Genomic DNA, 25,922 nt, shown 5'->3' on the forward strand with positions numbered 1-25,922 from the left:
TTAATTAAACATATTCAGAAGAATTATTTGATTAATTTTTTATAAAAAGAGCTTAGGACCAGAATTAGAGTCCTTAACTTCTTCTAAAGTGTCTTTGCCAATAATTGCAGCATAGATCGCATATGTCATAGAGTAAATAAATGGGATAGTAAAAATTACACCAATACAACACCCTATAAATCCTACCATTGCTGCTAATGTTGAAACGATCAGTAGTAAAATAATCGTAAGCGGTTGTTTTGAAACTAGCATGAAACTAGTTTTAATTGCGTCTACAGCATTTAAATTACCAAAAACAATCAATGGTATTGTTAGGTAAGTGAAAAGCGTAACTAATAAAGATATTACAGTTCCTAAAAAGGATAAGTTTAGCGTTTGAAGGATTGATGAAATTGGTACATTTACAATTGATATAATTAATGTAGCTATAATAATATTTGTTAAATAGGGTAATCTATAGTAATAAAATATAGTAGATACGTTGAATTCTTCATCTTTTTCTGCACAATCAGCCATTTTTAGAAAGCCTGCAGTAAAAGGAGCTATGATTAAAGCTAATACGAGCATGCTTGATATATAAATTGCAAGTGGCTCTCCTGTTAAGTTGAAGTTTTGTAAATTTTCTAGAGATTCTTTTGAGAAACTCTCGATTCCAAAAACTGAAATTACTAGTCCAGAACCAAAAATACCAAGTATAAAGTAAGCAATAAATATAATCAACCCTGCGTAAAGGGCTATTTTTTTATAATTTTCGAATGCATGATTAAAGACATCTGAAAATTCTATTTGATAACCATTTTTTTTAATTTCTTCAATTCGTTTTTGTGTAAGATTCATGTTTTTTTAGGGGAGTTGTTTGATTAAATTTAGTTATTTTAGCTTTTTTATGGGTAAAGTAGCAGTAGTAAATGTAATATATTTTTTAATTTAACAAAGAACAAAAAAACACTTTTTTGCTATAATGGCTTAGTATAATTATCTAATTTATCACTAATATTTAATTTAGCTAATTAGTTTTAGAATTTGTGGTGCTTACATCCAATCTAATATTTTTTTAATCATAGCCAGTTTATCTTTATACGGAGCGTATCGCATGGGTAAATCGAGCCAGTTTGCTTTTTTCACAATGCCTTTATGATGCGAGAAAATATCAAAACTTAATTTTCCATGATAAGCACCAATACCACTATGTCCGACACCTCCAAACGGAAGTCTTTTATTAGAAAAATGTACAATTGTATCATTTATACATCCTCCACCAAATGAATAACGGGAGATTATTTTTTTAATAAAATTTCGATTTTCACTAAATACATAAAGCGCTAAAGGTTTTTCGTATTGCTCGATAACATTTTTTATATCTGCTTCGGTTTTGTATGTGATTATAGGTAATATTGGGCCGAAAATTTCTTCTTGCATGATTGCACTTTCCATGCTTGGCTCATCAATAATAGTAGGTGAGATATAAAGATTTTTGGCATCTGTTTGACCTCCAAAAACGATTTTGTTTCTGTCAATCATACTATCTAATCGTACCCAGTTTTTAGTGTTAATTATCCTTGCTAAATCGGATGATTCTTGTGGGTTGTGGCCATAAGCTTTGGTGATTTCATCTTTTAGATATCCTATGAAATAATCTTTCATATCTTTGTGAATCAAGATATAATCGGGGGCAATACAAGTTTGTCCTGCATTAATGAATTTACCCCAAACAATTCTTTTAGCGGCTAATTTTAAATTAGCAGTTTCATCAATAATACATGGGTTTTTACCTCCAAGTTCAAGTGTAACAGGAGTAAGGTTCTCCGCTGCGGCTTTTGCAACAACTTTTCCAACTCCGACACTACCAGTAAAAAATATATAATCCCAGCGTTTCTCTAAAAGTTTTTGTGAAACTTCAACACCTCCTTGTACTACTTCGACATGATTGATGTGGAATGTTTTCTGGATTATTTCGGTTATTATTTCTGCAGTTTTTGGAGTAAGTTCAGATGGCTTTAAAATTACCTTATTTCCTGCTGCTACAGCCGAAATTAAGGGACATAACGCCAATTGAAAAGGATAGTTCCAAGGAGCAAGAATTAATACTTTTCCATAAGGTTCTTTGTAGATATAATCGGTAGAAGGAAAGTTAAGGATGGATGGGAATACACGCTTAGGTTTAGCCCAATCGTGAATGTTTTTTATTGTATCTTTTAGTTCAGAAATAACATAATTAGTTTCAGTTAGAACTGCTTCAAAAGCAGGTTTCTTGAAATCATCATGCAACGCTTTAATGATTAAATCTTCACTTTTTTGGATGTTAAATAGTAGTTTTTTAAGCGTCTCTTTTCTGTAACCAATATCATTTTTATAGTCCATTTTTAAATCAGCTTAGTTTTACACTATGCAAGTTAATTTTAAAATATCAAATAAAATAGTTTTTCTCAAAAAATCATATAGCATTCCAAATCACTTCATCGGGAGTAGGAGCAATAATAGTAAGTGGTTCTTTGGTTACGGGATGTATAAAGGTTAGTTTTCGGGCATGAAGGTGAATTCCTCCATCAGGATTACTTCTGTCAAATCCATATTTTAAATCTCCTTTTATAGGTGATCCAATTGCCGAAAGTTGTGCTCTAATTTGGTGATGTCTGCCTGTATGTAAATTGATTTCCAGCGCTACATAATTTTGTAGTTCTTTAAAAACAGTATAATCCAAACTAGCTAATTTACTATCTGGAACTTCTTTTAAATGTGCTTTTGATGTATTGTTTTTTTCGTTTCTCTTTAAAAAGTGAACCAATTTGGCTGTCGTTTCCTTAGGCTTATTTTTGACAACTGCCCAATACGTTTTTTGAGTTTCACGGTTACTGAACAATTCGTTCATACGCGTTAATGCTTTGCTTGTTCGAGCAAAAACTACTATTCCTGTTGTAGGACGATCCAAACGATGAATAACTCCCAAGAATACATCACCTGGTTTGTTGTATTTCGCTTTAATATATTCTTTTACAATATCCGATAGCGGTTTGTCACCTGTCTTGTCACCTTGTACAATATCACCCACACGCTTATTAACCACAATAATATGGTTGTCTTCATGTAAAACTTGTAAGTTGTCTTTATTGGAAAGTATTTTCAAAATTGATTAATTAGATTGTTGGATTATTAGATTTTTAGATTGTTGGATTGTTGGATTGCTTGGATTTTCGAAAACTTATTTTAATATTGATCTGAATTTAGAAGTCATTTTGACAATTTTATCAAGCTTAAAACATAATTCTTCTAATTTGATTAGTTCAATATAACCTAAATCAAAAGCTATTAATAGTTGAGTTTCAATTTCATAAATTGAACCAATTGATATCTCTAAGAACCTAGAAAAATCTTTATTACTACTTCTAGAACAGCCTTCAGCTATATTCGAAGGTACAGAAACTGAGGCTCTACGAAGTTGATTAGTTAGTCCAAATTTTTCTACTTCAGGAAAATTTGAAGTAATAGTGTAAATATCAGAACAAAATTTTCTACTTAATTTCCAAATTTCTAAATCTTTAAATCGATGCATTTTTTTAGATTTTAAATTGTTTTATTACTTCTTAGATTATTGATGTTTGTAAAAGTAGTAAAAAATAAGATTTGTACTACTTTTGTTCAAGTAAGTTCAACAATCTAAGAAGTCTAAGTCAGTCTAATAATCCAACAATCTAAAAATCTAAAATGTCTAAAATTAATATTGTTCATTCGTATTAGGGAAATCACCAGATTTCACATCATCAACATATTGGCTAATTGCTGTAGTCATTCCTTCGTATAAGTTCATGTAGCGTCTTAAGAAACGAGGGCTAAACTCATTGTTCATTCCTAGCATATCATGAATTACAAGAACCTGACCATCTACTTGACCACCAGCTCCAATTCCGATAACTGGGATTGAGATACTTTCGGCAACTTTTTGAGCTAAATGAGCAGGAATTTTTTCTAGAACCAAAGCAAAACAACCTATTTTCTCTAGCATTTTTGCATCAGCGATTAGTTTTTCGGCTTCGTCTTCTTCTTTAGCGCGAACAGTATATGTTCCGAATTTGTATATCGATTGAGGAGTTAAACCTAAATGTCCCATAACAGGAATTCCAGCGTTTAATATCTTTTTTATAGATTCTTTAATTTCTTTTCCACCTTCAAGTTTTACAGCATGACCACCGCTTTCTTTCATGATTCTGATAGCAGAACGTAAAGCTTCTTTTGGGTCTGATTGGTAACTTCCAAAAGGTAAATCAACAACAACCAATGCTCTTTCGATAGCTCTCACTACAGAAGATGCGTGGTAAATCATTTGGTCTAAAGTAATAGGTAAAGTAGTTTCATGACCTGCCATTACATTTGAAGCAGAATCTCCCACGAGAATTACATCAATTCCGGCAGTATCAACAATTTTGGCCATTGTATAATCGTAAGCCGTAAGCATTGAAATTTTTTGCCCATTGGCTTTCATTTCAATTAATGATTTTGTTGTAATTCTTTTATAATCTTTTTTTGCTACAGACATTGTAATCTATGATTTAGTTCCGATACAATCGGATTGATTTATAATTTGAATCTGTAAAAGTAATAAATTGAAATTTTTAAAATCTAATTTTGATTGGGAATATATAAAATGCTTTACTGTAATGGGGATTCTTTTGATTTTGCTAATGATGGAAGTTTAAAGTTAATCGTAAAAAGGTCACCTGAGATTAAAATTTTAACTGCAAAGCTCTCAAAGCCACACGTAAGTAGCGTAAATGTTGTTTTAACGTGAAACCTTTAAATCTGAAACTTTTGGATTGAAATTAACCTAAAAACGGTTATTGTATTTTAGTTTAATGGAATTAAACAGGGTTTTATTATATTTATCTATCATAAATTAAGAATTAAAGAACTAAATAAACTGCCCTTGTATTATGTGGACGGTATTGGAAACGACCGTAAACGCTGTCGTAGGCGTTAGAATAGCTAATATACAAGGGTTTTGTAATTAATTAGATCTAAAGTCCGTGTGGTATGGTGGCGGTATTGGAAACAACCGTAACACTTCTGTAAGTGTAGGACACCTTAGTTACACGGGTTTTATTTTAAAATAAGCTATTAAATAATAAACCTCGATTTTTAATAAAATCGAGGTTTATTATTATAAAGAAAATCAAACATTTTTGTATGTATTGAAAGAATCTAGAAAGTATTGTTGTGTGTATTGGTGGTGATTTTTAGCCCTGATGGGAACGGCATCCTTTTATGGCGATGCCGATATTTATCGGGATGCCACAAAAGATATAGTGTACAGCAGGAGATAGCTCCTAAAAATAATACTAACAGTTTTTATAAAAAGGAATTGTGTTATGATGAATTAAAAAAGAATTGTAAATTTTATTTTGCGGTATTAAAATAACTAATTTTGAAAAATAAATTCACAAAATTCTATTTTGAAAAAGATACTTATTATTGACGATGAAGAAAAATTACGTAATCTTCTCGCTAGAATTATACGTTCGGAAGGTTTCGAAGTTTTTGAAGCACCAGATTTAAAATCAGGTTACAAGAAATTGGAGCAAAATGATATTGATGTTGTGCTTTGTGATGTTAAACTTCCTGATGGAAACGGAGTTGATTTTCTTCAAAAGATAAAGTTGGCTTTTCCACTTACAGAAGTTATTTTGTTAACTGCTTTTGGTAATATTCCAGATGGGGTTCAAGCCATGAAAAATGGAGCTTTCGATTATATTGTGAAAGGAGATGATAATGACAAAATTATTCCGCTTTTGTATAAAGCTTTAGAGAAAGTACAACTGCAGAAGAAAGTCAAGCAACTCGAAAAACGTATTTCGGATAAATATTCATTTGATAATATTATTGGAAAATCAAAAGGATTAGAACAAGTGATTGATTTGGCACGAAGAGTTTCTAAAACAGATTCGACTGTGCTACTAACAGGTGAAACAGGAACAGGGAAAGAAGTTTTTGCTCAGTCTATTCATGAAAATAGTAATAGAGTTGGAAAATCATTTGTGGCATTAAACTGCAGTACTTTTAGTAAAGAAATCCTCGAGAGCGAATTATTTGGACATAAACAAGGTGCTTTTACAGGTGCAATTAAAGATAAAAAAGGTTTTATAGAAGAGGCAAATGGAGGAACTTTATTTCTTGACGAAATAGGGGAGATGCCATTAGAGTTACAAGCAAAGTTATTGCGTGTGCTAGAAACCAGCGAATACATTCAGCTAGGAGATACTACGCCTCGAAAATCTAACTTTAGATTGATTGCTGCAACCAATAGAAATTTAAAAACAGAAAGTGAAGAACACCGTTTTCGATCGGATTTATATTTTAGGTTGAATATTTTTGAGATTAAAATTCCGTCTTTGCGCGAAAGGGTAAAAGATATCGAACTATTGACTCAGTATTATGTAAAGCAATTTTCGGATAAAACCAATAAGAAAGCGTTGTCTGTAGATGGTGCTTTCATGCAGAAAATGGAATCGTACCAATGGCCTGGAAATATTCGTGAACTGAAAAACGTTATAGAACGATCTGTTATTTTAGTTAATGGTGATGTTTTAACGGTAGATGTTTTACCATATGAAATGCAACATCAAGTGGATAAAACGAGCAAAATAGTTTCTGCATTCTCTATGCAGAGCGTAGAAAAACTTCATATTCAGAAAGTATTAAATTATACTAAAGGAAATAAAGCCGAAGCAGCACGCTTACTTGAAATAGGTGTTGCGACTCTTTATCGGAAATTAGACGAATATAATATTCATTAATAGAACATACTATTTTGAGAAAAGCCTATCATTTTGATAGGCTTTTTTTATGGCTTTTTTTAATGAAAAATTGTTAATTGTTTGTTTTGTAGTGTTTTGTGGTTAAATGTTTTTTTTGGAATGTATTTTGGCATAAGGGAAGAGAACATAAAAAATAATCTTATGAAAAATCAAGTCAGCACGATTTATAAGCAAGCAGAACGGTTTGCGGAAATCACTAAGACAGCTATCATTACAGGAAATATTATTAGAGCAAAAAAATGTTTAGCACTTGCTGAGCGGCTTTATATTACGGGAAGCTACGAAACTAAAAGTGCTATTTCGAATGTGTACGTTTTCTCGGTTTCTTCTTTTATGGAATTACGTCACTGTACGATTTCTGATCTGTTTCCAAAATCGCTGAAGGCAGAATATATCAAACAAATTAACTCTTCGGGAGTATAACTGGCTAAATGTGAGATGCATTCTAGTAAAAGTAAAACGTTCTTACGGACTTGCATCTTACTATTTCACAATAAACACTTAACCCTTTTAATCAAAAATCTATGTTAATCACTATTCTCTTACTCGCACTGGCAGTTTTGTTGTTTGCGATTTGTTTTAAATCTGTCGAATTTTTTGAAAAAGTTTAAATCATGACTGCACTATTTATTATTGCCCTTGCCGTTTTTGGCTATTTGATTTATGTATTAATCAAACCCGAAAAATTTTAAATTAAGTAAAATGCTTTCTGTAAAAAGTAAGATGAGAAAAAGGGAGAAGTAAAAACAAACGGATGTAGAATATCTAACCTTCTTATATTTCACGATTCACAATTTACAATTTGCAAAAAAACATTTCACAATAAACAAAACAAATCTTATGAATACAGAATTATTTGGCATCATCGGTATTTTTATCCTTACGATAGTTTTAGCCATTCCTTTAGGGAAATATATTGCTAAAGTCTATTTGGGTGATAAAACACTACTTGATCCGATTTTCAATCCAATTGAAAAATTTATTTTTAAAATCAGTGGTATAAATTCTACTGAAGAAATGAACTGGAAACAACACTTAAAAGCTCTTTTAAGTATAAATATGGTTTGGTTTTTTCTTTGCTTTTTTATTTTATTGTTCCAAGGGGCGTTATTTTTAAATCCCGATAATAATCCATCGATGAGTCCCGATTTAGCATTTAATACTGCTATTTCATTTTTGGTAAACTGTAATTTACAGCATTATTCGGGCGAAAGCGGTGTGTCTTATTTATCTCAAATGTTTTTGATGTTCTTGCAATTTGTTTCGGCTGGTGTCGGAATGGCTGCCGCTGCAATGGTTTTTACTGCCATGAAAGATAGAACAACCGATAAATTGGGGAACTTTTATAATTATTTTATTAAAAGCTGTACTCGTATTTTGTTACCACTTTCGGCTATTGTAGCAACTGCTTTGGTATTCAGTGGCTCGCCAATGACTTTTGAAGGAAAAGATACTATTACTACTTTACAGGGTGATACTGTAGCCGTTTCTCGGGGACCTGCTGCAGCATTTATTGCCATAAAACATATTGGTACAAATGGTGGTGGATTTTTTGGAGCTAACTCAGCTCATCCATTAGAGAACCCTACTTATTTTTCGAATGCTGTTGAATTATGGGCACAATTAATTATCCCATTCGGAATGATTTTCGCTTTAGGTTTTTATCTAAAGAAACGAAAATTCTCATACGTGATTTTCGGTGTTATGACGGTTGGATTTTTATTACTGGTAATTCCAACAGTTATTAGTGAAATTAATGGAAATCCTGCTATCGAAAGAATGGGAATTGCCCAAGCAACAGGAGCTATGGAAGGTAAGGAGGTTCGGTTTGGACCAGCTATTTCAGGGTTCTGGAGTATTGCCACAACTGTAATTTCTACAGGTTCTGTTAATAGTATGCATGATAGTTCAATGCCTATTTCGGGTGCTATGGAATTACTTGCCATGATGGTTAACTCCTTTTATGGTGGTTGCGGAGTTGGTATTTTAAATTTTTATGTTTTTATTATTCTTGGGGTATTTATTTCTGGATTAATGGTAGGTAGAACTCCTGAGTTTTTAGGTAAAAAAATCGAAGCTCGTGAAGTTAAGATTGCTGCCTTTATTGCTATTCTTCATCCTTTATTGATATTATCAGGAACTGCTTTGGCATCTTATTTTGCGGCACACGATACTGCAATGGGATATTGGTTTAACGGAAACGCAACGGGTTGGTTAAACAATCCTGGAAATCATGGATTCTCTGAAATGTTATATGAATACACTTCTAGTGCTGCCAATAATGGTTCTGGTTTTGAAGGGTTAGGCGATAACAATCCATTCTGGAATATCACTACAGGAATTGTATTATTATTGAGTCGTTTTATCCCTATAATCGGGCCATTGGCTATTGCAGGTTTACTTGCTAATAAAAAATACATCCCTGAAAGTGCTGGAACTTTAAAAACAGACACTTCTATTTTTGGAGTAATGGTTTTTGCTGTAATCGCAATTATTGCTGCCTTGTCATTCTTCCCAGCGTTGGCTTTAGGTCCATTGGCAGAATATTTTACACTAACATAAATGATTGATAAGAATTTTTAAACACATAGTAACATAGAAAAAATGAATAAAAAGAAATTAAAGAAAACTCATTTTTTCACATAGCTATGTGATTGTATGGAAGTGAAACGCTCTCAACATAAAAAGAAAGAATCTATGTTTCTATGCGTTAAAAGAAACAGTCAATTAAATAAATAATATAAAAAGAAAATGACTAACAATAAATCCAATTCATTGTTTGAAAGTAAGCAGGTAAAAGATGCCTTAGTGCAATCTTTTGTGAAGCTTAATCCAAAATTGATGATTAAAAATCCGGTAATGTTTACCGTAGAAATAGGGACTGCCATTATGTTTGCTGTTTGTGTTTCGATTTTGTTTGGAGCACAAGATCAAGGTAGTTTTATTTATAACTTAATTGTGTTTTTAATTTTACTAGTAACACTTTTGTTTGCCAATTTTGCTGAAGCGATTGCCGAAGCTAGAGGAAAAGCTCAAGCGGATAGTTTAAGAAAAACACGTGAGGAAACACCAGCAAGACAAATTTTAGCCAATGGAGAAATCAAGAATATTAGTTCTTCGGAATTAAAAAAAGGAGATGTTTTCGTTTGTGAGGCTGGAGATCTAATTGCAACAGATGGTGAAATCATCGAAGGTTTGGCTACAATTGACGAAAGTGCGATTACTGGAGAAAGTGCTCCTGTAATTCGTGAAGCTGGTGGAGATAAATCATCAGTAACTGGAGGTACAAAAGTATTGTCGGATAAGATTAAAGTAATTGTAACTTCTGAACCTGGCGAAAGTTTTCTTGATAAAATGATTGCTTTGGTTGAAGGAGCAAGCCGTCAGAAAACTCCAAATGAGATTGCTTTGACTATTTTGTTAGCGGCATTTACACTAATCTTCGTAATTGTTTGTGTTACGCTAAAACCATTTGCTGATTATGCCAATGCGCCAATAACAATTGCTGCTTTTATCTCTCTTTTTGTATGTTTAATTCCAACGACAATCGGAGGTTTACTTTCGGCAATCGGAATTGCAGGTATGGACAGAGCGTTGCGTGCCAATGTAATTACTAAATCTGGAAAAGCGGTAGAAACTGCTGGAGATATTGATGTATTGCTTTTGGATAAAACAGGAACAATTACAATAGGAAACAGAAAAGCTACTAATTTTTACCCTGCTCAAGGTATTTCAGAAAAAGATTTTATTGAATCGGCTGTATTAAGTTCTCTTGCAGATGATACTCCAGAAGGAAAAAGTATTATTGAGCTAAGTAAAATGTTAGATGTGACAGGTAAAACGGAAGCAGCTATCTCACTTCTTACGGATAACATTTCACAAACTATCAAATTTACTGCAGAAACTAGAACTAGTGGTGTTGTTTTAAAAGACGGAACCAATATTAGAAAAGGAGCTCAGGATGCAGCAAAAAACATTGCACTTCAAGCAGGTAATGATTTCCCTGCAGATACAGCTCAAAAAGTAATTGATATTTCTTCTAAAGGAGGTACGCCATTGATAGTTATAAAAAATAGTCAAGTGCAGGGTGTTATCGAATTACAGGACATTATAAAAACTGGAATGAAAGAACGTTTTGACCGTTTGAGAAAAATGGGTGTAAAAACGGTTATGGTTACTGGAGATAATCCTCTTACGGCTAAGTTTATTGCTGAAGCTGCGGGTGTTGATGATTTTATTGCCGAAGCGAAGCCTGAGGATAAAATGAATTACATTAAGAATGAACAGCAAATGGGTAAACTCGTTGCAATGATGGGTGATGGTACAAATGATGCTCCCGCTCTTGCTCAAGCTGATGTAGGTGTTGCAATGAATAGTGGAACTCAAGCGGCTAAGGAAGCTGGAAATATGGTGGATTTGGATAATGATCCAACGAAGTTAATTGAGGTTATTGAAATTGGAAAACAGTTGTTAATGACTAGAGGAACGCTTACTACTTTCTCTATTGCGAATGACGTAGCGAAGTATTTTGCAATTGTTCCTGCGCTTTTTATCACTGCAATTCCTGCTCTTGAAGGTTTGAATATCATGCATTTGCATAGCCCTGAAAGTGCTATTCTATCGGCTGTGATTTTTAATGCGATTATCATTCCGATATTGATTCCGCTGGCATTGAGAGGTGTTGATTATAAACCAATCGGAGCGAGTGCGATCCTAAAACGTAACTTATTGATCTATGGTTTAGGAGGATTAATTATTCCTTTTATTGGTATTAAATTAATCGATTTGGTTGTTGCTCTATTTATGTAAGCTACTAAGGTGCTAAGTTTCTAAGGAACTAAGATAAAAGCCTAGATACTAAAGTTTTAATATGTATAAAACTTTAAAAAAAAGCTTCTTAGGTACTAAGTTGTAAAGACACTGAGGAAAAACTTAGAATCTTAGCAATTTAGTTCCTTAGAACCTTAATAAGAGACTAAGATAAAAACTTAGAGACTAAAACCTTAATATGTATAAAACTTTAAAAAATAGCTTCTTAGGTACTGAGTTGTAAAGACACTGAGAAAAAACTTAGAAGCTTAGCAACTTAGTTCCTTAGAACCTTTAAAAAAACAAAAAATGAAAAATACATTTTCAATATTAAAACTTACCCTACTAATGGTGGTTCTGTTTGCAGTTATTTACCCTTTGGCAATTTATGGAATTGCGCAGTTTGCTCCAAACAAAGGTAAAGGAGAAACTATTTCGGTTAACGGTAAAGTAGTAGGGTATCAAAAAATAGGTCAGAAATTTGATAAATCGAATTATTTCTGGGGACGCCCTTCGGCTGTAGATTATAACGCTGCAGGAAGTGGAGGAAGTAATAAAGGACCAAGTAATTCGGAGTATTTGGCATTGGTTCAAAAGAGAATTGATACTTTTTTAATTGTTCACCCGTATCTAAAAAAATCAGATATCCCTGCTGATTTGGTTACTGCTTCTGGTAGCGGATTGGATCCTAATATTTCGCCTCAAGGCGCTTTGGTTCAGGTGAAGCGTGTTGCCAAAGAAAGAAAATTATCTGAGGATAAGGTGAAAGCTTTGGTTGAAGCAAATACCACTACTCCTAAGGTTGCAGGAACTGCTATGGTGAATGTTCTGGAGTTAAATATAGCTTTGGATGCCTTGAAGTAGTTTTGGCTCTGAGGAACTGAGTTTCTAAAATTTTTATGCAAGTTTCTATTGTTTGATGTTCTTTTTATTCGTTTTGGCGAAGGAGAAATCACACTCTTAAACTTAAGTATTGGAATAGCTAAATATGATTTCTGCTTTGTTGTAATGACAAGTTGAAATCTGTTAGCAAGGTTTCTAGTGCCTTGTAAGTAGGTATTCTGATGCTAAAATATAGATAAACTTGTAGTTGCTTTATCTGTGATTCCTTTTTAATTCCTAGCAGGTTTTTGGAAGCCTGTTAGGAAACCTAAAGCTCTTGTTGCCCCAAGTGTTTTTAGCCCAGATGGAAGCGGTATCCTTTTTGTTTTTTCTTTAAAAATAAAAAGATTTTAGCGGACAGCTGGTCCCGATAATTATCGGGATAGCTCCAAAAAATAATAATTTTAATTAATCCTCGGTAGGTAGTAGAAACTTATCGGGTTTGCATCCCCTTACAAATGAAAAAAATAATACTTACTGCTTTAATAGCAATCGGATATACTACAGTTAATGCTCAAGAAGAAGCTAAAAGCCCATTTACTTTTTCGGGTTATATAGATACCTATTACAGTTATGATTTTGGAAATCCTGAGAATCATACTCGCCCAGGTTTTATTTACAATTACAACAAACACAACGAAGTAAATTTAAATTTAGGTTTAGGGAAAGTAAATTATGCGAAAGATAATGTTCGTGCTAATCTGGCAATAATGGCAGGAACGTATGCTGAATATAATTTGGCCGCTGAACAAGGTTTGCTAAAAAATGTTTACGAGGCGAATGTAGGAGTGAAAATTTCTAAGGAGCATAATTTATGGATTGATGCGGGAATTATGCCTTCGCATATTGGTTTTGAAAGTGCAATTGGAAAAGATTGTATGACTTTGACAAGAAGTATTCTGGCGGAAAACTCTCCGTATTACGAAGCGGGAATTAAAATTGGATATACTTCTAAAAGTGAAAAATGGTATTTGGCTGCAATGTATTTAAATGGATGGCAACGAATTCAAAAAGTAGAAGGGAATCAAACTCCTGCTTTTGGAACTCAGGTGACTTACAAGCCAACTTCGGCGGTTACATTAAACTGGAGTACATATGTTGGGAACGAACAACCAGATGCTGATAGAAAATGGAGGTACTTTAATGATTTCTTCGGACAATTTAAAGTGTCTGAAAAGGTAAGTCTAATTGCTGGTTTTGATATTGGAGTGCAACAAACTACTAACGGAAGTTCTGATTATGATGTTTGGTATGCTCCAATTGTTATGGCGCAGTATAAACCAACTAATAAAATTCAGATTGCAGCAAGAGGTGAATATTATCAAGATAAAAATGGTGTTATTATCACAACAGGAACTCCAAATGGATTTAAAACATATGGCTTCTCAGCCAATTTTGATTATTTAGCTGCAGAGAATGTGATATTTAGATTAGAAGCACGAACTTTGAATAGTAAAGACAATATTTTTATGAGAAATAACAACCCAACGGATGGTAACGTTTTTGTGACGACTTCTTTGGCGATTTCTCTTTAGGTTTTTAGGGGTTAGAAGTATACTGTTTTGCCCACATTGCTTCTAACCCCTATAATCTTTTTTACAGATAACAATTATGGATAACGAAAAGGAAAATAATGTAAAGCACTTTCTTGATTTAATTCAGAAATCCCGCAAAGGAAAGTTTAAGGTCTACATTGGCATGAGTGCTGGTGTAGGCAAAACTTTTCGTATGCTACAGGAAGCGCATACATTATTGAGAAACGGGATTGACGTAAAAATTGGATATATAGAAACACACAACCGTAAGGAAACACATGAGTTGCTGGATGGTTTGCCTGTGATTCCGCGTCGTTCTATTTTTTATAAAGGAAAGCAACTGGAAGAAATGGATGTGCAAGCGATTATTAATTTGCGACCAGAAGTGGTAATTGTAGATGAATTGGCACATACAAACATTGAAGGAAGTAAGAATGAAAAACGCTGGCAGGATGTGTTGGAAATTTTAGAATCTGGGATAAATGTGATTTCGGCAGTTAATATTCAGCATATCGAGAGTTTAAACCAAGATGTAAAACGCATTACTAATGTTGATGTTAAAGAGCGAATTCCAGATAATGTATTGCGACTGGCTGATGAGGTGGTAAATATTGATTTGACTTCGGAAGACTTAATAGATCGATTAAAAGAAGGAAAGATTTATACTGCAGATAAAATTCAGACAGCTTTAAATAATTTTTTTAAGTCAGACCAAATTTTGCAACTGCGGGAACTAGCTCTTAAAGAAGTAGCAAGTCAGGTTGTTCGAAAGGTAGAAAATGAGGTGCCTAAGACTCAAGCACTGCGGCATGAAAAATTATTGGCATGCATAAGCAGTAACGAAAAAACAGCAAAGAATATTATTAGAAAAACAGCTCGATTGGCAAGTTATTATAATAGTGACTGGTATGTGTTATATGTTCAATTACCAAAGGAAAGTAGTGATAAAATTGCCCTTGATAAACAACGTCATTTAATCAATAATTTTAAACTAGCTACTGAACTCGGCGCTGAGATAATTAAAATAGAAGGCACTAATATCACCAATACAATACTTACTGTTGTAGAACAAAAACATATCACAACTGTTTGCATTGGGAAACCCCATTTTAACTTATTTAAAGTAATTTTGTCAACATCGATTTTTAGACGTTTACTGAATCGTCTTTCTTCATCGAATGTTGACCTTATTGTTTTATCTTAAAAATTGTAGATTATAATTTTAAAACATAGTAGTGATTTAAGCCCGTTTAAGTTTCGTTTTTAATGTAACGACTTATGTTCTCTTAAAAAGCTAAGATGGTTTAAATAACAAATAAAAAAACTTGTTTTTAAAACATGCGTGATGAGAATTAAAACTAAATTAAATCTGGGTGTTGGATTGTTATTCTTAATGATAATCATTCTTTCATTGGTAAGTGCCTTTTATATTTTTTTGATAAAAGAGGATACTGAGAATATTTTGAAAGCGAATTATAATACTTTGGAATATTCTAGAGATATGTTGACCTCGCTTGATGCAGCAAATGAAACTGAAAATAAAGTAATTGTTGTTTTTAAAGATAATTTGAAAAAGCAACTTCTTAATGTAACAGAAAAAGGGGAAGATAAAGCCACAAACAATTTGCGAGAAAGTTTTAATAAATTAGAACATAATTGGAATAATGAAGCATTAAGGAGTGAGGTGCGTCAAGATATTTTTGCAATCATGAAACTCAATATGGATGCAATGAAACTGAAAGGTGATATTGCAAAAAAAACAGCCGAAACTGCTAATTTTTCGATTGCAATTGTTGGTACACTTTGTTTTTTGATTGCATTTAATTTATTAATTAATCTACCCAATAATATTGCAAACCCAATCAAGGAATTAACGGAGAGTATTAGGCAAATCGCTAATAAAAACTATTCAGAGCGTGTTCATTTTATGAATCATAACGAGTTTGGTGATTTGGCAAAATCGTTTAATACAATGGCGGAGAAACTCAAAGAATACCATGATAGTAATTTGTATAAATTATCATTTGAAAAGAAACGCTTAGAGACTTTAATAAACAATATGCATGATCCGATCATTGGGTTGGATAATCAAGGGACGGTTTTGTTTGTAAATGATGAAGCGCTTAAGATTATTGGAATGAAATCGGAAGAGGTAATTGGAGTATTGGCTACAACCTTGGCTTTAAGAAATGACTTGATGAAATCTTTAATTATCAATGATCTTGAAAGTACAAAAGCGCATCCTATGAAAATTTTTGCAGATGGAAAAGAAAGCTATTTTGATAAGGAGAAAGTTAATATTGCAATTACGCCAACGGGTGAAGATGAACCGATTAATATAGGAGAAGTAATTATTTTACGAAATATTACGTTGTTTAAAGAGCTAGATTTTGCTAAAACTAATTTTATTGCTACTGTTTCTCATGAATTAAAAACTCCAATTTCATCAATTAAATTAAGTCTTCAGTTATTAGAGAAACCAAATACGGGTAGTATCAATGAGGAACAAAAACAATTAATTGATAGTATTAAAGATGATAGTCAACGCTTGCTTAAAATTACTGGTGAATTACTGGATTTGGCACAATTAGAGACAGGTAATATCAAGCTTAATATTGGACAATGCAGTCCGTATAAAGTGATAGATTACGCTATTGAAGCAGTGAAAGTACAAGCTGAACAAAAACGAATTGAACTTATCGTTGAAACAGAACCGAACTTGGTAGATATAAAAGCCGATTCGGAGAAAACGACTTGGGTAATGATTAATTTTTTAACCAATGCAATTCGGTACTCTTATGAAAATAGTAGTATTACAGTTAAACTGAAAAAAGAAAAGAATCAGATTGTTTTTAAGGTAGTCGATACCGGAAAAGGAATTGATAGTCACTATAAATCGAAAGTGTTTGATAAGTTTTTTCAAATTCCAGGGAGTCATAAATCAGGAACTGGATTGGGCCTATCTATCAGTAAAGAATTCATTGAAGCCCAAAACGGAACAATTGGCGTAGAAAGCGAACTAGGACTCGGTAGCTCGTTTTGGTTTAAACTTATCAAAGCGTAGTTTTTTGTTCTCAGTCGCAGTTTACAGTATTCAGTCGCAGTTTACAGTTTTCAGTCTCAGTGTTAAGTTTGTGGTTACAATATAAAAAAAATGAAGTCGAAGTTTTCAGTATATGTATTACTGAAAACTTCGACTTTTTTATCCACAATCCTCTGAAAACTGAAAAGTGCGACGTACTTCGACTCCGCTCAGGATGACACTGCGACTGTCAACTGCGACTGAAAACTTTTTACTCTGTGACTGAAAACTGCGACTTTTTTTTATCCACAATTCTCTGAAAACTGAATACTACCAACTGCGACTGAAAACATTTTAAATCGCAAACTGAGACTGAATACTGAATACTGTAAACTGATACTGTAAACTGATACTGTAAACTGATACTGTAAACTGAGACTGAAAACTTTTCTACATCGCAAACTGCGACTGAATACTGTAAACTGAGACTGTAAACTGCGACTGAATACTATCAACTGCGACTGAATACTGTAAACAGAATACTAAAAAACTAACAATCCGCCATATTCACGGCAATTGCTAATCCACCTTCAGAGGTTTCTTTGTATTTAGAGTTCATATCTTTTGCAGTTTGCCACATTGTATTAATTACTTTATCAAGAGGAACTTTTGCATTTTTTGAGTCAGTTTCTAGAGCTAATTCAGCGGCATTGATAGCTTTTATTGCTCCCATTGTATTTCTTTCGATACATGGAATTTGTACTAGACCTCCAATAGGATCACAGGTTAAACCTAAGTGATGTTCCATAGCAATCTCAGCGGCCATTAAAACTTGTGCTGGAGTTCCGCCCATTAATTCGCAAAGTGCTGCCGCAGCCATTGATGATGAAACACCAATTTCGGCTTGGCAACCACCCATTGCGGCAGAAATTGTAGCACCTTTCTTGAAGATACTTCCTATTTCGCCAGCAACCATCAAGAATTGTTTGATTTCTTTCTCACCAGCATTATGGTTTTCGATTACTAAATAGTACATTAAAACGGCTGGAATAACACCAGCACTTCCGTTGGTTGGAGCAGTAACTACACGTCCTAACGCGGCATTTACTTCATTTACTGCAAGTGCAAAACAACTTACCCATTTTAATATTTGACGGAATTTAACTTCCGTTTTTCTTATTTCTTCTAACCATGTTTGTGGTGAATTGTAATTGGATAAACCGATGAGGTTTTGATGCATGTCAAATGCTCTACGACGCACATTTAATCCACCTGGGAGTATTCCTTCAGAATGGCAACCAATGTACATACATTCTAGCATAGTATGCCAAATGCGCATTAATTCATCATTAATGAACGCTTCGGTACGCATTGATTTTTCATTCTCATAAACAATCTCAGAAATAGATTTGTTTTGAGCAATGGTATAATCTAAAAGTTCCGCTGCGTTTTGTATAGGAAACGGAAAAGCACATTTTATCTCCGATTTGATTTTAGCATTTTCACGCTCTTCTTTCACTACAAATCCACCTCCAATTGAATAGAAAACAGATTCGTATTCAGAATCATCTTTGGCGTAGGCCGTAAATTTTAAACCATTAGCGTGAAATGGCAAGAATTCTTTATTAAAAACAATGTCTTGCAAAAAGAAAAACGGGATTGTAGACTCGTTTCCAAGTACAATTGTATTCGTTTCTTCGATAGATTTGATGATTCCAGCAATATCATTTATTGGAATATATTCAGGATCTTGACCACTTAATCCTAACATAACAGCTAAATCTGTAGCATGTCCTTTTCCCGTTAAGGAAAGAGAACCGTACAAATCGACTTTTACACGAGTGACTTGAGAAAACAGATTTTCACTTTTTAATTCAGCAAGAAAACGTTCTGCTGCACGCCAAGGTCCAAGAGTATGTGAGCTTGAAGGTCCCACACCAATCTTAAGCATATCAAAAACCGATATACATTCTTCCATTATACTATAATTTTGTTTTCACAAAGATAATTGAATAATGCAAAGAAATTAAATGATGAATTGTTAATGTTGCATATTTATTAAAATTTGTATTTAATTTTAATAATTTGGCAATAAAATAATAATGTGAAAAATATTGTTTATAATGTTTTGCTAATGTATAAAATTTAGAATTAGTTTTTTGATATTAAAAAACCCATCTAAACTTCAATGTTTTAGATGGGTTTTCAGTGTGATTAATGTAATATGTTGTATGTAATTACTTCGCCAATTCGCTTCGCTTGGTCGAAAAAATGACATTTAACACATAGAGACATAGTTCCGATAGCCATCGGAATAGAATTGATAATCTAAGGTGATTTAAGAAAAAATATTTTTTTTTACATAGCTTATGTGATTTATCTTAAGTGAAACGTCTTTTTTAGGTTTCGTAAGACTATGTTTCTATGCGTTAAAATAATTAAATCCAACGGGCTAAATTCATTACTAGCTTAATTCTGGTTTCATTTCGGTAGTAACTCCAATTCTATTCCATGCATTCATAGTAATAATTGCCATTATAATTTGTGAAAGATAATTTTCATCAAATAGTTTAGCAGCTTGTTGGTAGGTTTCGTCTTTAACTCCTCCGTTGCTTATTAATGTAATTTCTTCTGTCAAAGCTAAGATGGCTCTTTCTTCTTCCGAATAAAAATCTACCTCTCTCCATGCATTTAATAGATAGATACGTTGTTCTGTCTCTCCATATTTGCGAGCGTCTTTTGTATGCTTATCAATACAATAGGCACAGCCATTTATCTGTGAAGTTCTGATTTTTATTAATTCGTGATGTGTATCTGTTAATGAAGTTGATTGTAAATAAATATTTAAAGTTGATAAAGCTTTAATTGCTGCAGGTTGCGTTTGTGCGATTTTGATTCTATTGCTCATGATTTCTTTGTTTTAATATTATAATACAAAGGTATTTAGATGAAAATCAAAAAAACTTAAGCTGGTTTAAGAAATGATTTTCAGGAGTTCTTTTTTCTTATTTCGCTTAAATATTCAGGAGTTAAATTCAAATAAGAGGCTAGCATATACTGCGGTATTCGTTGAATAAATTCGGGGAATCTAGAAGAGAAATGCTGGTAGCTTTCTTCTTTTGAAAAATCATATAAATATTTCATTCGCAGTTGGGCTGCAGAATAAGCTTTGTGTAAAACCAGTCGGAAGTAGCGTTCTAGTTGTGGTAATTGGCTAAAAACTTTTTCCTGATTGTTATGATCAAAAGTATAAACGGTGATATTTTCTATTGCTTGAATAAAAAAATGTGAAGGGGATTGAGTATCAAAACTCATATAATCAGTAATCCACCAATTTTCGATTGCAAATTGTGTGATTTGTTCCGTTCCTTTATCATTGATAAAAAAGAAACGCAAGCAGCCTTTTTCTACAAAATAAAGAGAAGAACATACTTGCCCTTCTTCTAGTAAATAACTTTTCTTTTTTACAGTTAAGGGCTTTATGTTATCCAAAAGAAAATGAGTCTGTTCATCGTTTAGTTCGACGTACTTTTTTATATGTTCAATTAGTTTTGGTTGCATCTGTTAAACAGCTATGTAAATAGGGACTTCGGCATTTTCTGGATTGGATGCTTTTTCTCCATATATTTCAAAATCGGCAGTATATTTTCTGTCAAGATCAGAATTCCAAATTTCTATCCATTTTTGGATTACAATACCGTCTGCCAATTTTCCTTTAGCTATAAATTGTTTGTAGGTTTCCTTTGCAATTGTCTTTCCAATCATTCCAGTTGGGATATTGGCTAAACTAGAAACTTTACAACCTAAAATTGTAGTGTATGGTTTTGTGTAATCTTTCTCGTATTCGGTGTAGATAGAATAGATTGAGCTATCTATTTTATTTGGAATTTTTTCAATTGCGTTTTCAGTCATGAATTTATTCCAAAGTGCTGGAATATCTGTTGCAGATTGTTCATTTTCATTCGTAGTTCTTATTGATAATCCGATAATGAAAAATTCTTCGATAGTGATTAATTCCATTTTTATTTTAAATAATATTGTTATTGTATGTAAATGTAATGCAAAAATTATGTTGTTGCAGTTAATGTAATTCCTAAAAGTGCAATTAGTAAACACAATGGAGAAAAGTATTTTGTATCCATTAGTGCAAATTTTGTGGTTTTGATTTTTTTGAAAAAGCCTACATATTTAAAGTCGCCAATTGCCCTTATAATGAATAGTAGAGAAACACACCAAAGCCCATATTCCTGTATCCAATTAGGTATATTTAAGCTAATTATTGCTAATTTCTTTAAAACTAAAAAACTAAAAGACAGCAATACAATGGCTACTGTAAAGCATTCAAATAATTTTGGATTGATAACTTTTTCGTTGTTCTCATTTGTTGGAATAGCAGCGTCATTTCCCCATTTACCACCCAATCCCCAATAAATATGGATAGTAGCCAATAATAAAAAGATTATAAATAGGAGGGCTCCAATTACTGTTTGCATAACGTAAATTTTTATAATTATGATTTCTTTGTGGCTAGTATCGAATAAACCATTGGAATTTTATTATCGAGTTGTTTTATTCGATATTTTTTTGGTTCAAATTCTATTGTATTACTGAAACAATCATAAGGAGAATAATCAAATTCATTAAGAGCATTTAATTCAAGTCCATTTTTGAGTAAACTGGTTACAACTTCGCTCATGCTATGATTCCAACATACATATTCTAGTTCGATTGGAGCATCTTTGTCGGCGTAGGTACCTTCTTTAGTTTCTATTATTGCTCCTGAATTGAAATAATTATAAGCTACTTTCTCAAAATTATCATCAAACATCCAAACTACAGGATGAAATTCGGCAAAGACCAATTTACCATTTCGATTAAGGAAACTTGCAATTAATTTTGCCCATTTATCTAAGTCAGGTAACCACGGAATGGCTCCATAGCTTGTAAATACAATATCAAATTTTTTGTTTAGATGATTTGGTAAATCATAAATATCACAACATATAAATGTGGCATCAGTATTTGTTTCTTTTGCTAGTTTGTTTGCACTATCAATCGCTTTGTCTGATAAATCAACACCAGTTGCATTTGCACCAAGTCTAGCAAGTGATATTGTGTCTTGACCAAAGTGACATTGTAAGTGCAGAATCGATTTCCCTTTTATATCACCAAGTAATTCTAATTCGATACTGTTTAATGACGTGGCTCCTTTTAAAAAGCCTTCTAAATCATAAAAATCTGATTTAAGATGTGACTCAACACGACTGTTCCAAGATTGTTTATTGACTTCAATGTAATTATTTTCTAAACTCATTTTCTTTGAAATAAAATTTGATAATTTGAATGAAATTTCTTTGAATTATTTTAAGCTAATTTATTATTTTTTTATTGCTTAGAAGCGTGCATATAAAAGTATTCTTTTGAATGCGTATAATGAAGGTGTTTTACGGAACCTTTTTTCGATTCTAGCTTTAAATTCTTTGATGAATTGATTTTTAATTGACTCTTCGAATCTCTCAAAATAAGGAACTAATGTAGAGCCAGAGATAAATTCATATAACTCGTCATGTGACTTGGCTATCATAGGATATACCTTTTGGTAGATAGTGATTTCTGTTCCTCCGTTTTCGAATAAAATTTGTGCATAACCATCCATTGTAAGCACAGGAGAAAGTCGTTTCCAGTTATTAAGCGCAGTTCGGTACGGTTGAAAAGAATCCAAGATGATTTGCTTTGAGATAATAATTTATTCTGAGAATCTATTTAAAATGGTAATTGCATGCTCAGTATCTCTTCTGTTTACAAAGATATGATCATGATAAAATGCGGCTACCACATTACAACTAATTTGATTATCCGAAAGTGCTTTTGCAAAGGCGGCTGTTAAACCTACAGCTTCTAGAGAAGAATGTATAGTAAGTGTTATCCAAGACATGACTACAGTATAATCAAGTTTTAGCGCGTCGGCAATTTCTTTTTTTACGATTAAAGTAGTGCCTTCGCTTTCAACAAATGACATGACAACATCGTTAAAATTTATATTATCAAAGCTTTTAACAGTACAGAAAACATAGTCACCGCTATTATGTTTTGGTTTCATGCTTTTTAGTAATTTCTCTAAATCTTTTTCTCCTGACATCTTTAATTGAGTTACTTTATTTTATTTAATCTGTATTTCATTTCATTACTGATACCTTCATCTGCTGAATTAGTATATTCTTCAATCAATGCAATTGCATCATTGTTTCCAATTGAAAATAAAATCCAACTAAACCACTTAGCTATTGCATCTGAATCTGAACAAGTGTAATCTAAATAATCAAAATTGGATTCTAATGCTTTCTTTACGAAAGGAATAGTTGTTGGACTTTTAATTTCTTGTAAAGTTTTGGCAATTTCTTGATGATTATAATGATTAGGATCAATTAATAATTCATTTAATAATTCGGTATAATTAGAAATTGTTTCAGAAGCCAAAAGATTTGAAATAGAAACTTCTATTTGGTCTGAATTATTGTCTTGAATTGCATTTCGAACTTCGACTTCAATAGTATCTTCTTTCAATGTATTGTATTTTTATTTATTAATCATATGTAGTGCGATTCTATTTCCTTCGCAGTCTTTAAATTCTGCTACTGAACCAAATTCTCCATTTGATGTTATCGGAAACAAAATTGCAGCACCATTTTTTACTGCTAAGTCTAATGTTTCAGCAATGTTTTCGGTATTAAAATAAATAAGTGTTCCGCTTATTGTTGGTTTGTATATTTCTCCTTTTGCTAAAGCTCCAGAAATACCTTTATGATTTTCGGTAAGAGGAAAAAATGCCATTTCGTTATCATGAATGGTATCTCGCTCAAACTCAAAATTAAAAACAGCCGAATAAAACTGTATTGCTCTTTCTATATCAGTAACAGGAATTTCAAAATATACAACTGGATTTGATTTACTTTTCATATTTAATTTAAAAGGTATTTTATTTTACTTTGGTCATGTACATATACCAATTCCATTCCCATGTTTCTCCATCATCAGCTGACATTGCTTGACTCCAAATCGGATTTTTTTTATCTCTTGCATCCCAGCGAAATACCTGAATTACTTTTTTTCCTTCATAAATATCTCTTGAAAAGAAATGGCCAATTTTTTTTTCGAATGAACCAATAACAGGTTTATCTAAAACTCCTGTATTAGAATCAGACCAATAAATACTCCACAGTTTTGTATCGGGGTTAAATAAACGAACTGTCATTCCTTCAAATGGTTCTCCATTAAATTCGGCAAGGAAATTATCGATATTGCCAATTCCGTTAAGCACCTTGTACATTTCCTGAGTCGATGGAAATTCGATCCATTCGGTACAGTCAGAGAATCTGTATTTTAATTTTTTATTTACAATATTTGATTTCCCTTGAAAAAAATCAAAATCATCTTTGGATGAAGTAGGGGAAGGAAGGATTATTAATTCTCCACTTGCATTAAAAATCAATTTTGGAATTTCTAAATTTAAATTATCAGTTGGCATTATTTCTATTTTAATGTTTTATTCGTTTCCTTTTTTTATCCACTTACCAACCTCTGGAGCCACGTAGTTTTCCATTTTATGGAGTAAGTCTTGTGGATTGGCGCTTACAATTATCATTTGTTGGTTAATTTCTTTTAGGAATCCTTCGTTTACCATTTTTAGGATAAATTCTAATAATAAATCATAGAAGCCATCAATATTTAAAATTCCTATTGGCTTTTTATGAAGTCCCAATTGCGCCCAGGTAAGCATTTCAAAAAACTCTTCTAGCGTTCCAAAACCGCCTGGTAAAGCAATTACACCATCGCTTAATTCATTCATTTTGGTTTTTCTTTCATGCATACTTTTCACAATAATTAACTCTGTTAGACCATCATGTGCAATTTCTTTTTTCATTAGGAAATCGGGTAATATACCAATTACTTTTCCTTTTTTATTTAAAACGCCATCGGCAACAGCTCCCATAAGTCCCACTTTGGCTCCGCCATAAACTAAATCAATATTGTTTTCTGATAATATTTGCCCAAGTAGAAAAGCTTGAGTTTCGTATTCTTTTTTGTTTCCAAAACTTGATCCACAAAATACTGTAATTCGGTTCATATTCAGTTTTATATGTTGTAGTTAATCAAAATCCCAAGTTATTATTGGTCTTTGATTGCTTTTGAGGGATTGAACGAAGTTATGAAAAATATAGTTTTATAGCTAAACAAAACAGGCAATGACTAGAAATCTAGTATTGCCTGTTTGTTGTTTTTTGAAATGGAATCTAATTTAAGGTTTAGATTTTACTCTACTTAATGTTTCTTGAGAAATATTGAGATAGGAAGAAACTATTTTGTTTGACAGTCGTTGTGCAACTTTTGGATTTGTTTCTAGCAGATGTTTGTATCTTTCAGTTGCATTTTGAGTTAAGAACGACATAAGCCTTTTGGTATTGGTTACATAAGCCATTTCCATATAATGTCTGTAGAAACTTCCCCAATTTGGAATGCTTGCCAGCAAATGGTAAAAGTCTTGATGCGATATATAAAGCAATTCAGTTGGCTCTAATGCTTGAACAAATTCTAAAGAAGGTTCGCTTAATACAAAGCTTGATAAAGCGGTTACAAAATTGTTCTCGAAGCCCAGATAACGTGTTGCTTCTTGCCCTTCTTCTGTTATGAAAAAGATACGCAAGCAACCATTACAAATAAAGTACATTCGTTGAGTCGTTTGCCCCTGAATAACTAAGAGTTCGTTTTTTTCTACCTCCAAAGGATTGAAGTAATTAAGAATCTTATCTAGCTCTTCGTCCGTTACAGTTGATACTTCTTTTATGTATTTAGCTAATTGCTCTTTCATCT

27 protein-coding genes are annotated in these 25,922 nt (G+C 32.6%); 9 read left to right on the top strand and 18 right to left on the bottom strand.

Annotated features, from left to right (window positions below; all coding sequences use genetic code 11):
- Window positions 1-39: 39 nt before the first annotated feature.
- The 5 genes from QWY99_RS05550 to panB all read right to left on the bottom strand — a co-directional run bounded on the left by QWY99_RS05550 (window position 40) and on the right by panB (window position 4,531).
- On the bottom strand, window positions 40-837 hold the full coding sequence (locus QWY99_RS05550) for a DUF2189 domain-containing protein (protein WP_290262516.1): 798 nt from the start codon (window positions 835-837) through the stop codon (window positions 40-42).
- Window positions 838-1,032: 195 nt separating this feature from the next.
- Window positions 1,033-2,361, bottom strand: a complete 1,329-nt coding sequence (locus tag QWY99_RS05555) for an aldehyde dehydrogenase (RefSeq protein ID WP_290262518.1) — start codon at window positions 2,359-2,361, stop codon at window positions 1,033-1,035.
- 73 nt (window positions 2,362-2,434) lie between these two features.
- Window positions 2,435-3,124, bottom strand: a complete 690-nt coding sequence (locus QWY99_RS05560; protein WP_290262520.1) for an RluA family pseudouridine synthase — start codon at window positions 3,122-3,124, stop codon at window positions 2,435-2,437.
- Window positions 3,125-3,199: 75 nt separating this feature from the next.
- Window positions 3,200-3,550 carry a four helix bundle protein gene (locus QWY99_RS05565; RefSeq protein ID WP_290262522.1) on the bottom strand — a complete coding sequence of 117 codons (351 nt, stop codon included), beginning with the start codon at window positions 3,548-3,550 and terminating at the stop codon, window positions 3,200-3,202.
- A 162-nt stretch (window positions 3,551-3,712) separates the two neighbouring features.
- A complete protein-coding gene (panB, locus tag QWY99_RS05570; protein WP_290262524.1) occupies window positions 3,713-4,531 on the bottom strand; it encodes a 3-methyl-2-oxobutanoate hydroxymethyltransferase in 819 nt (272 codons plus the stop codon).
- Window positions 4,532-5,441: 910 nt separating this feature from the next.
- Between panB and QWY99_RS05575 the strand changes: the two genes are divergently transcribed.
- The 9 genes from QWY99_RS05575 (at window position 5,442) to QWY99_RS05615 (ending at window position 17,096) form a co-directional block, all read left to right on the top strand.
- Complete coding sequence (locus QWY99_RS05575; RefSeq protein ID WP_290265342.1) at window positions 5,442-6,785, top strand: sigma-54-dependent transcriptional regulator; 1,344 nt, start codon at window positions 5,442-5,444, stop codon at window positions 6,783-6,785.
- Between the two features lie 162 nt (window positions 6,786-6,947).
- A complete protein-coding gene (locus tag QWY99_RS05580; RefSeq protein WP_290262526.1) occupies window positions 6,948-7,229 on the top strand; it encodes a DUF7674 family protein in 282 nt (93 codons plus the stop codon).
- A 191-nt stretch (window positions 7,230-7,420) separates the two neighbouring features.
- Window positions 7,421-7,498 (top strand): K(+)-transporting ATPase subunit F, encoded by a 78-nt coding sequence (kdpF, locus tag QWY99_RS05585; protein WP_129541086.1) that lies wholly within the window; start codon window positions 7,421-7,423, stop codon window positions 7,496-7,498.
- 148 nt (window positions 7,499-7,646) lie between these two features.
- Entirely contained in the window at window positions 7,647-9,368 is a 1,722-nt protein-coding gene (gene kdpA, locus QWY99_RS05590; protein ID WP_290262529.1) for a potassium-transporting ATPase subunit KdpA, read from the top strand.
- A 189-nt stretch (window positions 9,369-9,557) separates the two neighbouring features.
- Complete coding sequence (kdpB, locus tag QWY99_RS05595; RefSeq protein WP_290262531.1) at window positions 9,558-11,615, top strand: potassium-transporting ATPase subunit KdpB; 2,058 nt, start codon at window positions 9,558-9,560, stop codon at window positions 11,613-11,615.
- Between the two features lie 309 nt (window positions 11,616-11,924).
- Window positions 11,925-12,479, top strand: coding sequence for a K(+)-transporting ATPase subunit C (locus tag QWY99_RS05600; RefSeq protein ID WP_290262534.1), 555 nt, complete (start codon window positions 11,925-11,927; stop codon window positions 12,477-12,479).
- A gap of 476 nt (window positions 12,480-12,955) precedes the next feature.
- Window positions 12,956-14,032 (top strand): porin, encoded by a 1,077-nt coding sequence (locus QWY99_RS05605; RefSeq protein ID WP_290262536.1) that lies wholly within the window; start codon window positions 12,956-12,958, stop codon window positions 14,030-14,032.
- Window positions 14,033-14,108: 76 nt separating this feature from the next.
- Complete coding sequence (locus QWY99_RS05610) at window positions 14,109-15,236, top strand: sensor protein KdpD (RefSeq protein ID WP_290262537.1); 1,128 nt, start codon at window positions 14,109-14,111, stop codon at window positions 15,234-15,236.
- A gap of 141 nt (window positions 15,237-15,377) precedes the next feature.
- A complete protein-coding gene (locus QWY99_RS05615) occupies window positions 15,378-17,096 on the top strand; it encodes an ATP-binding protein (protein ID WP_290262539.1) in 1,719 nt (572 codons plus the stop codon).
- Between the two features lie 508 nt (window positions 17,097-17,604).
- On the opposite strand, the gene QWY99_RS05620 is transcribed toward QWY99_RS05615, so the two are convergent.
- From QWY99_RS05620 to QWY99_RS05680, 13 genes are all read right to left on the bottom strand, one after another.
- The gene (locus tag QWY99_RS05620; RefSeq protein WP_290262542.1) at window positions 17,605-19,032 is read right to left on the bottom strand and encodes an L-serine ammonia-lyase; all 1,428 of its coding nucleotides are present in this window, start codon (window positions 19,030-19,032) and stop codon (window positions 17,605-17,607) included.
- Window positions 19,033-19,518: 486 nt separating this feature from the next.
- Entirely contained in the window at window positions 19,519-19,962 is a 444-nt protein-coding gene (locus tag QWY99_RS05625) for a carboxymuconolactone decarboxylase family protein (RefSeq protein ID WP_290262544.1), read from the bottom strand.
- An 80-nt stretch (window positions 19,963-20,042) separates the two neighbouring features.
- Window positions 20,043-20,615, bottom strand: coding sequence for a Crp/Fnr family transcriptional regulator (locus QWY99_RS05630; protein ID WP_290262546.1), 573 nt, complete (start codon window positions 20,613-20,615; stop codon window positions 20,043-20,045).
- A gap of 3 nt (window positions 20,616-20,618) precedes the next feature.
- A complete protein-coding gene (locus tag QWY99_RS05635; protein WP_290262548.1) occupies window positions 20,619-21,074 on the bottom strand; it encodes a GyrI-like domain-containing protein in 456 nt (151 codons plus the stop codon).
- A gap of 47 nt (window positions 21,075-21,121) precedes the next feature.
- The gene (locus QWY99_RS05640) at window positions 21,122-21,547 is read right to left on the bottom strand and encodes a DUF3995 domain-containing protein (RefSeq protein ID WP_290262550.1); all 426 of its coding nucleotides are present in this window, start codon (window positions 21,545-21,547) and stop codon (window positions 21,122-21,124) included.
- A 17-nt stretch (window positions 21,548-21,564) separates the two neighbouring features.
- Window positions 21,565-22,368: a class I SAM-dependent methyltransferase gene (locus QWY99_RS05645; RefSeq protein WP_290262553.1), complete on the bottom strand. Its 804-nt coding sequence runs from the start codon at window positions 22,366-22,368 to the stop codon at window positions 21,565-21,567.
- A gap of 78 nt (window positions 22,369-22,446) precedes the next feature.
- Window positions 22,447-22,776, bottom strand: a complete 330-nt coding sequence (locus QWY99_RS05650; RefSeq protein WP_290262555.1) for a hypothetical protein — start codon at window positions 22,774-22,776, stop codon at window positions 22,447-22,449.
- Window positions 22,777-22,800: 24 nt separating this feature from the next.
- Window positions 22,801-23,193 (bottom strand): ACT domain-containing protein, encoded by a 393-nt coding sequence (locus QWY99_RS05655; protein WP_290262557.1) that lies wholly within the window; start codon window positions 23,191-23,193, stop codon window positions 22,801-22,803.
- Window positions 23,194-23,204: 11 nt separating this feature from the next.
- Window positions 23,205-23,618, bottom strand: coding sequence for a HEAT repeat domain-containing protein (locus QWY99_RS05660; RefSeq protein WP_290262559.1), 414 nt, complete (start codon window positions 23,616-23,618; stop codon window positions 23,205-23,207).
- Between the two features lie 12 nt (window positions 23,619-23,630).
- Complete coding sequence (locus tag QWY99_RS05665) at window positions 23,631-24,011, bottom strand: VOC family protein (RefSeq protein WP_290262560.1); 381 nt, start codon at window positions 24,009-24,011, stop codon at window positions 23,631-23,633.
- A gap of 19 nt (window positions 24,012-24,030) precedes the next feature.
- A complete protein-coding gene (locus QWY99_RS05670) occupies window positions 24,031-24,579 on the bottom strand; it encodes a hypothetical protein (protein WP_290262562.1) in 549 nt (182 codons plus the stop codon).
- Between the two features lie 18 nt (window positions 24,580-24,597).
- On the bottom strand, window positions 24,598-25,179 hold the full coding sequence (locus tag QWY99_RS05675) for an LOG family protein (RefSeq protein ID WP_290262565.1): 582 nt from the start codon (window positions 25,177-25,179) through the stop codon (window positions 24,598-24,600).
- Window positions 25,180-25,350: 171 nt separating this feature from the next.
- On the bottom strand, window positions 25,351-25,920 hold the full coding sequence (locus QWY99_RS05680) for a Crp/Fnr family transcriptional regulator (RefSeq protein WP_290262567.1): 570 nt from the start codon (window positions 25,918-25,920) through the stop codon (window positions 25,351-25,353).
- Between the last annotated feature and the right edge of the window lie 2 nt (window positions 25,921-25,922).

The organism is Flavobacterium branchiarum (assembly GCF_030409845.1).
Lineage (GTDB): Bacteria > Bacteroidota > Bacteroidia > Flavobacteriales > Flavobacteriaceae > Flavobacterium > Flavobacterium branchiarum.

Coding starts and splice junctions, on each gene's coding strand:
- QWY99_RS05550 (WP_290262516.1), bottom strand. CDS start 837: ATGAATCTTACACAAAAACGAATTGAAGAAATTAAAAAAAATGGTTAT.
- QWY99_RS05555 (WP_290262518.1), bottom strand. CDS start 2,361: ATGGACTATAAAAATGATATTGGTTACAGAAAAGAGACGCTTAAAAAA.
- QWY99_RS05565 (WP_290262522.1), bottom strand. CDS start 3,550: ATGCATCGATTTAAAGATTTAGAAATTTGGAAATTAAGTAGAAAATTT.
- panB (WP_290262524.1), bottom strand. CDS start 4,531: ATGTCTGTAGCAAAAAAAGATTATAAAAGAATTACAACAAAATCATTA.
- QWY99_RS05580 (WP_290262526.1), top strand. CDS start 6,948: ATGAAAAATCAAGTCAGCACGATTTATAAGCAAGCAGAACGGTTTGCG.
- kdpF (WP_129541086.1), top strand. CDS start 7,421: ATGACTGCACTATTTATTATTGCCCTTGCCGTTTTTGGCTATTTGATT.
- kdpA (WP_290262529.1), top strand. CDS start 7,647: ATGAATACAGAATTATTTGGCATCATCGGTATTTTTATCCTTACGATA.
- kdpB (WP_290262531.1), top strand. CDS start 9,558: ATGACTAACAATAAATCCAATTCATTGTTTGAAAGTAAGCAGGTAAAA.
- QWY99_RS05600 (WP_290262534.1), top strand. CDS start 11,925: ATGAAAAATACATTTTCAATATTAAAACTTACCCTACTAATGGTGGTT.
- QWY99_RS05605 (WP_290262536.1), top strand. CDS start 12,956: ATGAAAAAAATAATACTTACTGCTTTAATAGCAATCGGATATACTACA.
- QWY99_RS05610 (WP_290262537.1), top strand. CDS start 14,109: ATGGATAACGAAAAGGAAAATAATGTAAAGCACTTTCTTGATTTAATT.
- QWY99_RS05615 (WP_290262539.1), top strand. CDS start 15,378: ATGAGAATTAAAACTAAATTAAATCTGGGTGTTGGATTGTTATTCTTA.
- QWY99_RS05620 (WP_290262542.1), bottom strand. CDS start 19,032: ATGGAAGAATGTATATCGGTTTTTGATATGCTTAAGATTGGTGTGGGA.
- QWY99_RS05625 (WP_290262544.1), bottom strand. CDS start 19,962: ATGAGCAATAGAATCAAAATCGCACAAACGCAACCTGCAGCAATTAAA.
- QWY99_RS05630 (WP_290262546.1), bottom strand. CDS start 20,615: ATGCAACCAAAACTAATTGAACATATAAAAAAGTACGTCGAACTAAAC.
- QWY99_RS05635 (WP_290262548.1), bottom strand. CDS start 21,074: ATGGAATTAATCACTATCGAAGAATTTTTCATTATCGGATTATCAATA.
- QWY99_RS05640 (WP_290262550.1), bottom strand. CDS start 21,547: ATGCAAACAGTAATTGGAGCCCTCCTATTTATAATCTTTTTATTATTG.
- QWY99_RS05645 (WP_290262553.1), bottom strand. CDS start 22,368: ATGAGTTTAGAAAATAATTACATTGAAGTCAATAAACAATCTTGGAAC.
- QWY99_RS05655 (WP_290262557.1), bottom strand. CDS start 23,193: ATGTCAGGAGAAAAAGATTTAGAGAAATTACTAAAAAGCATGAAACCA.
- QWY99_RS05665 (WP_290262560.1), bottom strand. CDS start 24,011: ATGAAAAGTAAATCAAATCCAGTTGTATATTTTGAAATTCCTGTTACT.
- QWY99_RS05670 (WP_290262562.1), bottom strand. CDS start 24,579: ATGCCAACTGATAATTTAAATTTAGAAATTCCAAAATTGATTTTTAAT.
- QWY99_RS05675 (WP_290262565.1), bottom strand. CDS start 25,179: ATGAACCGAATTACAGTATTTTGTGGATCAAGTTTTGGAAACAAAAAA.
- QWY99_RS05680 (WP_290262567.1), bottom strand. CDS start 25,920: ATGAAAGAGCAATTAGCTAAATACATAAAAGAAGTATCAACTGTAACG.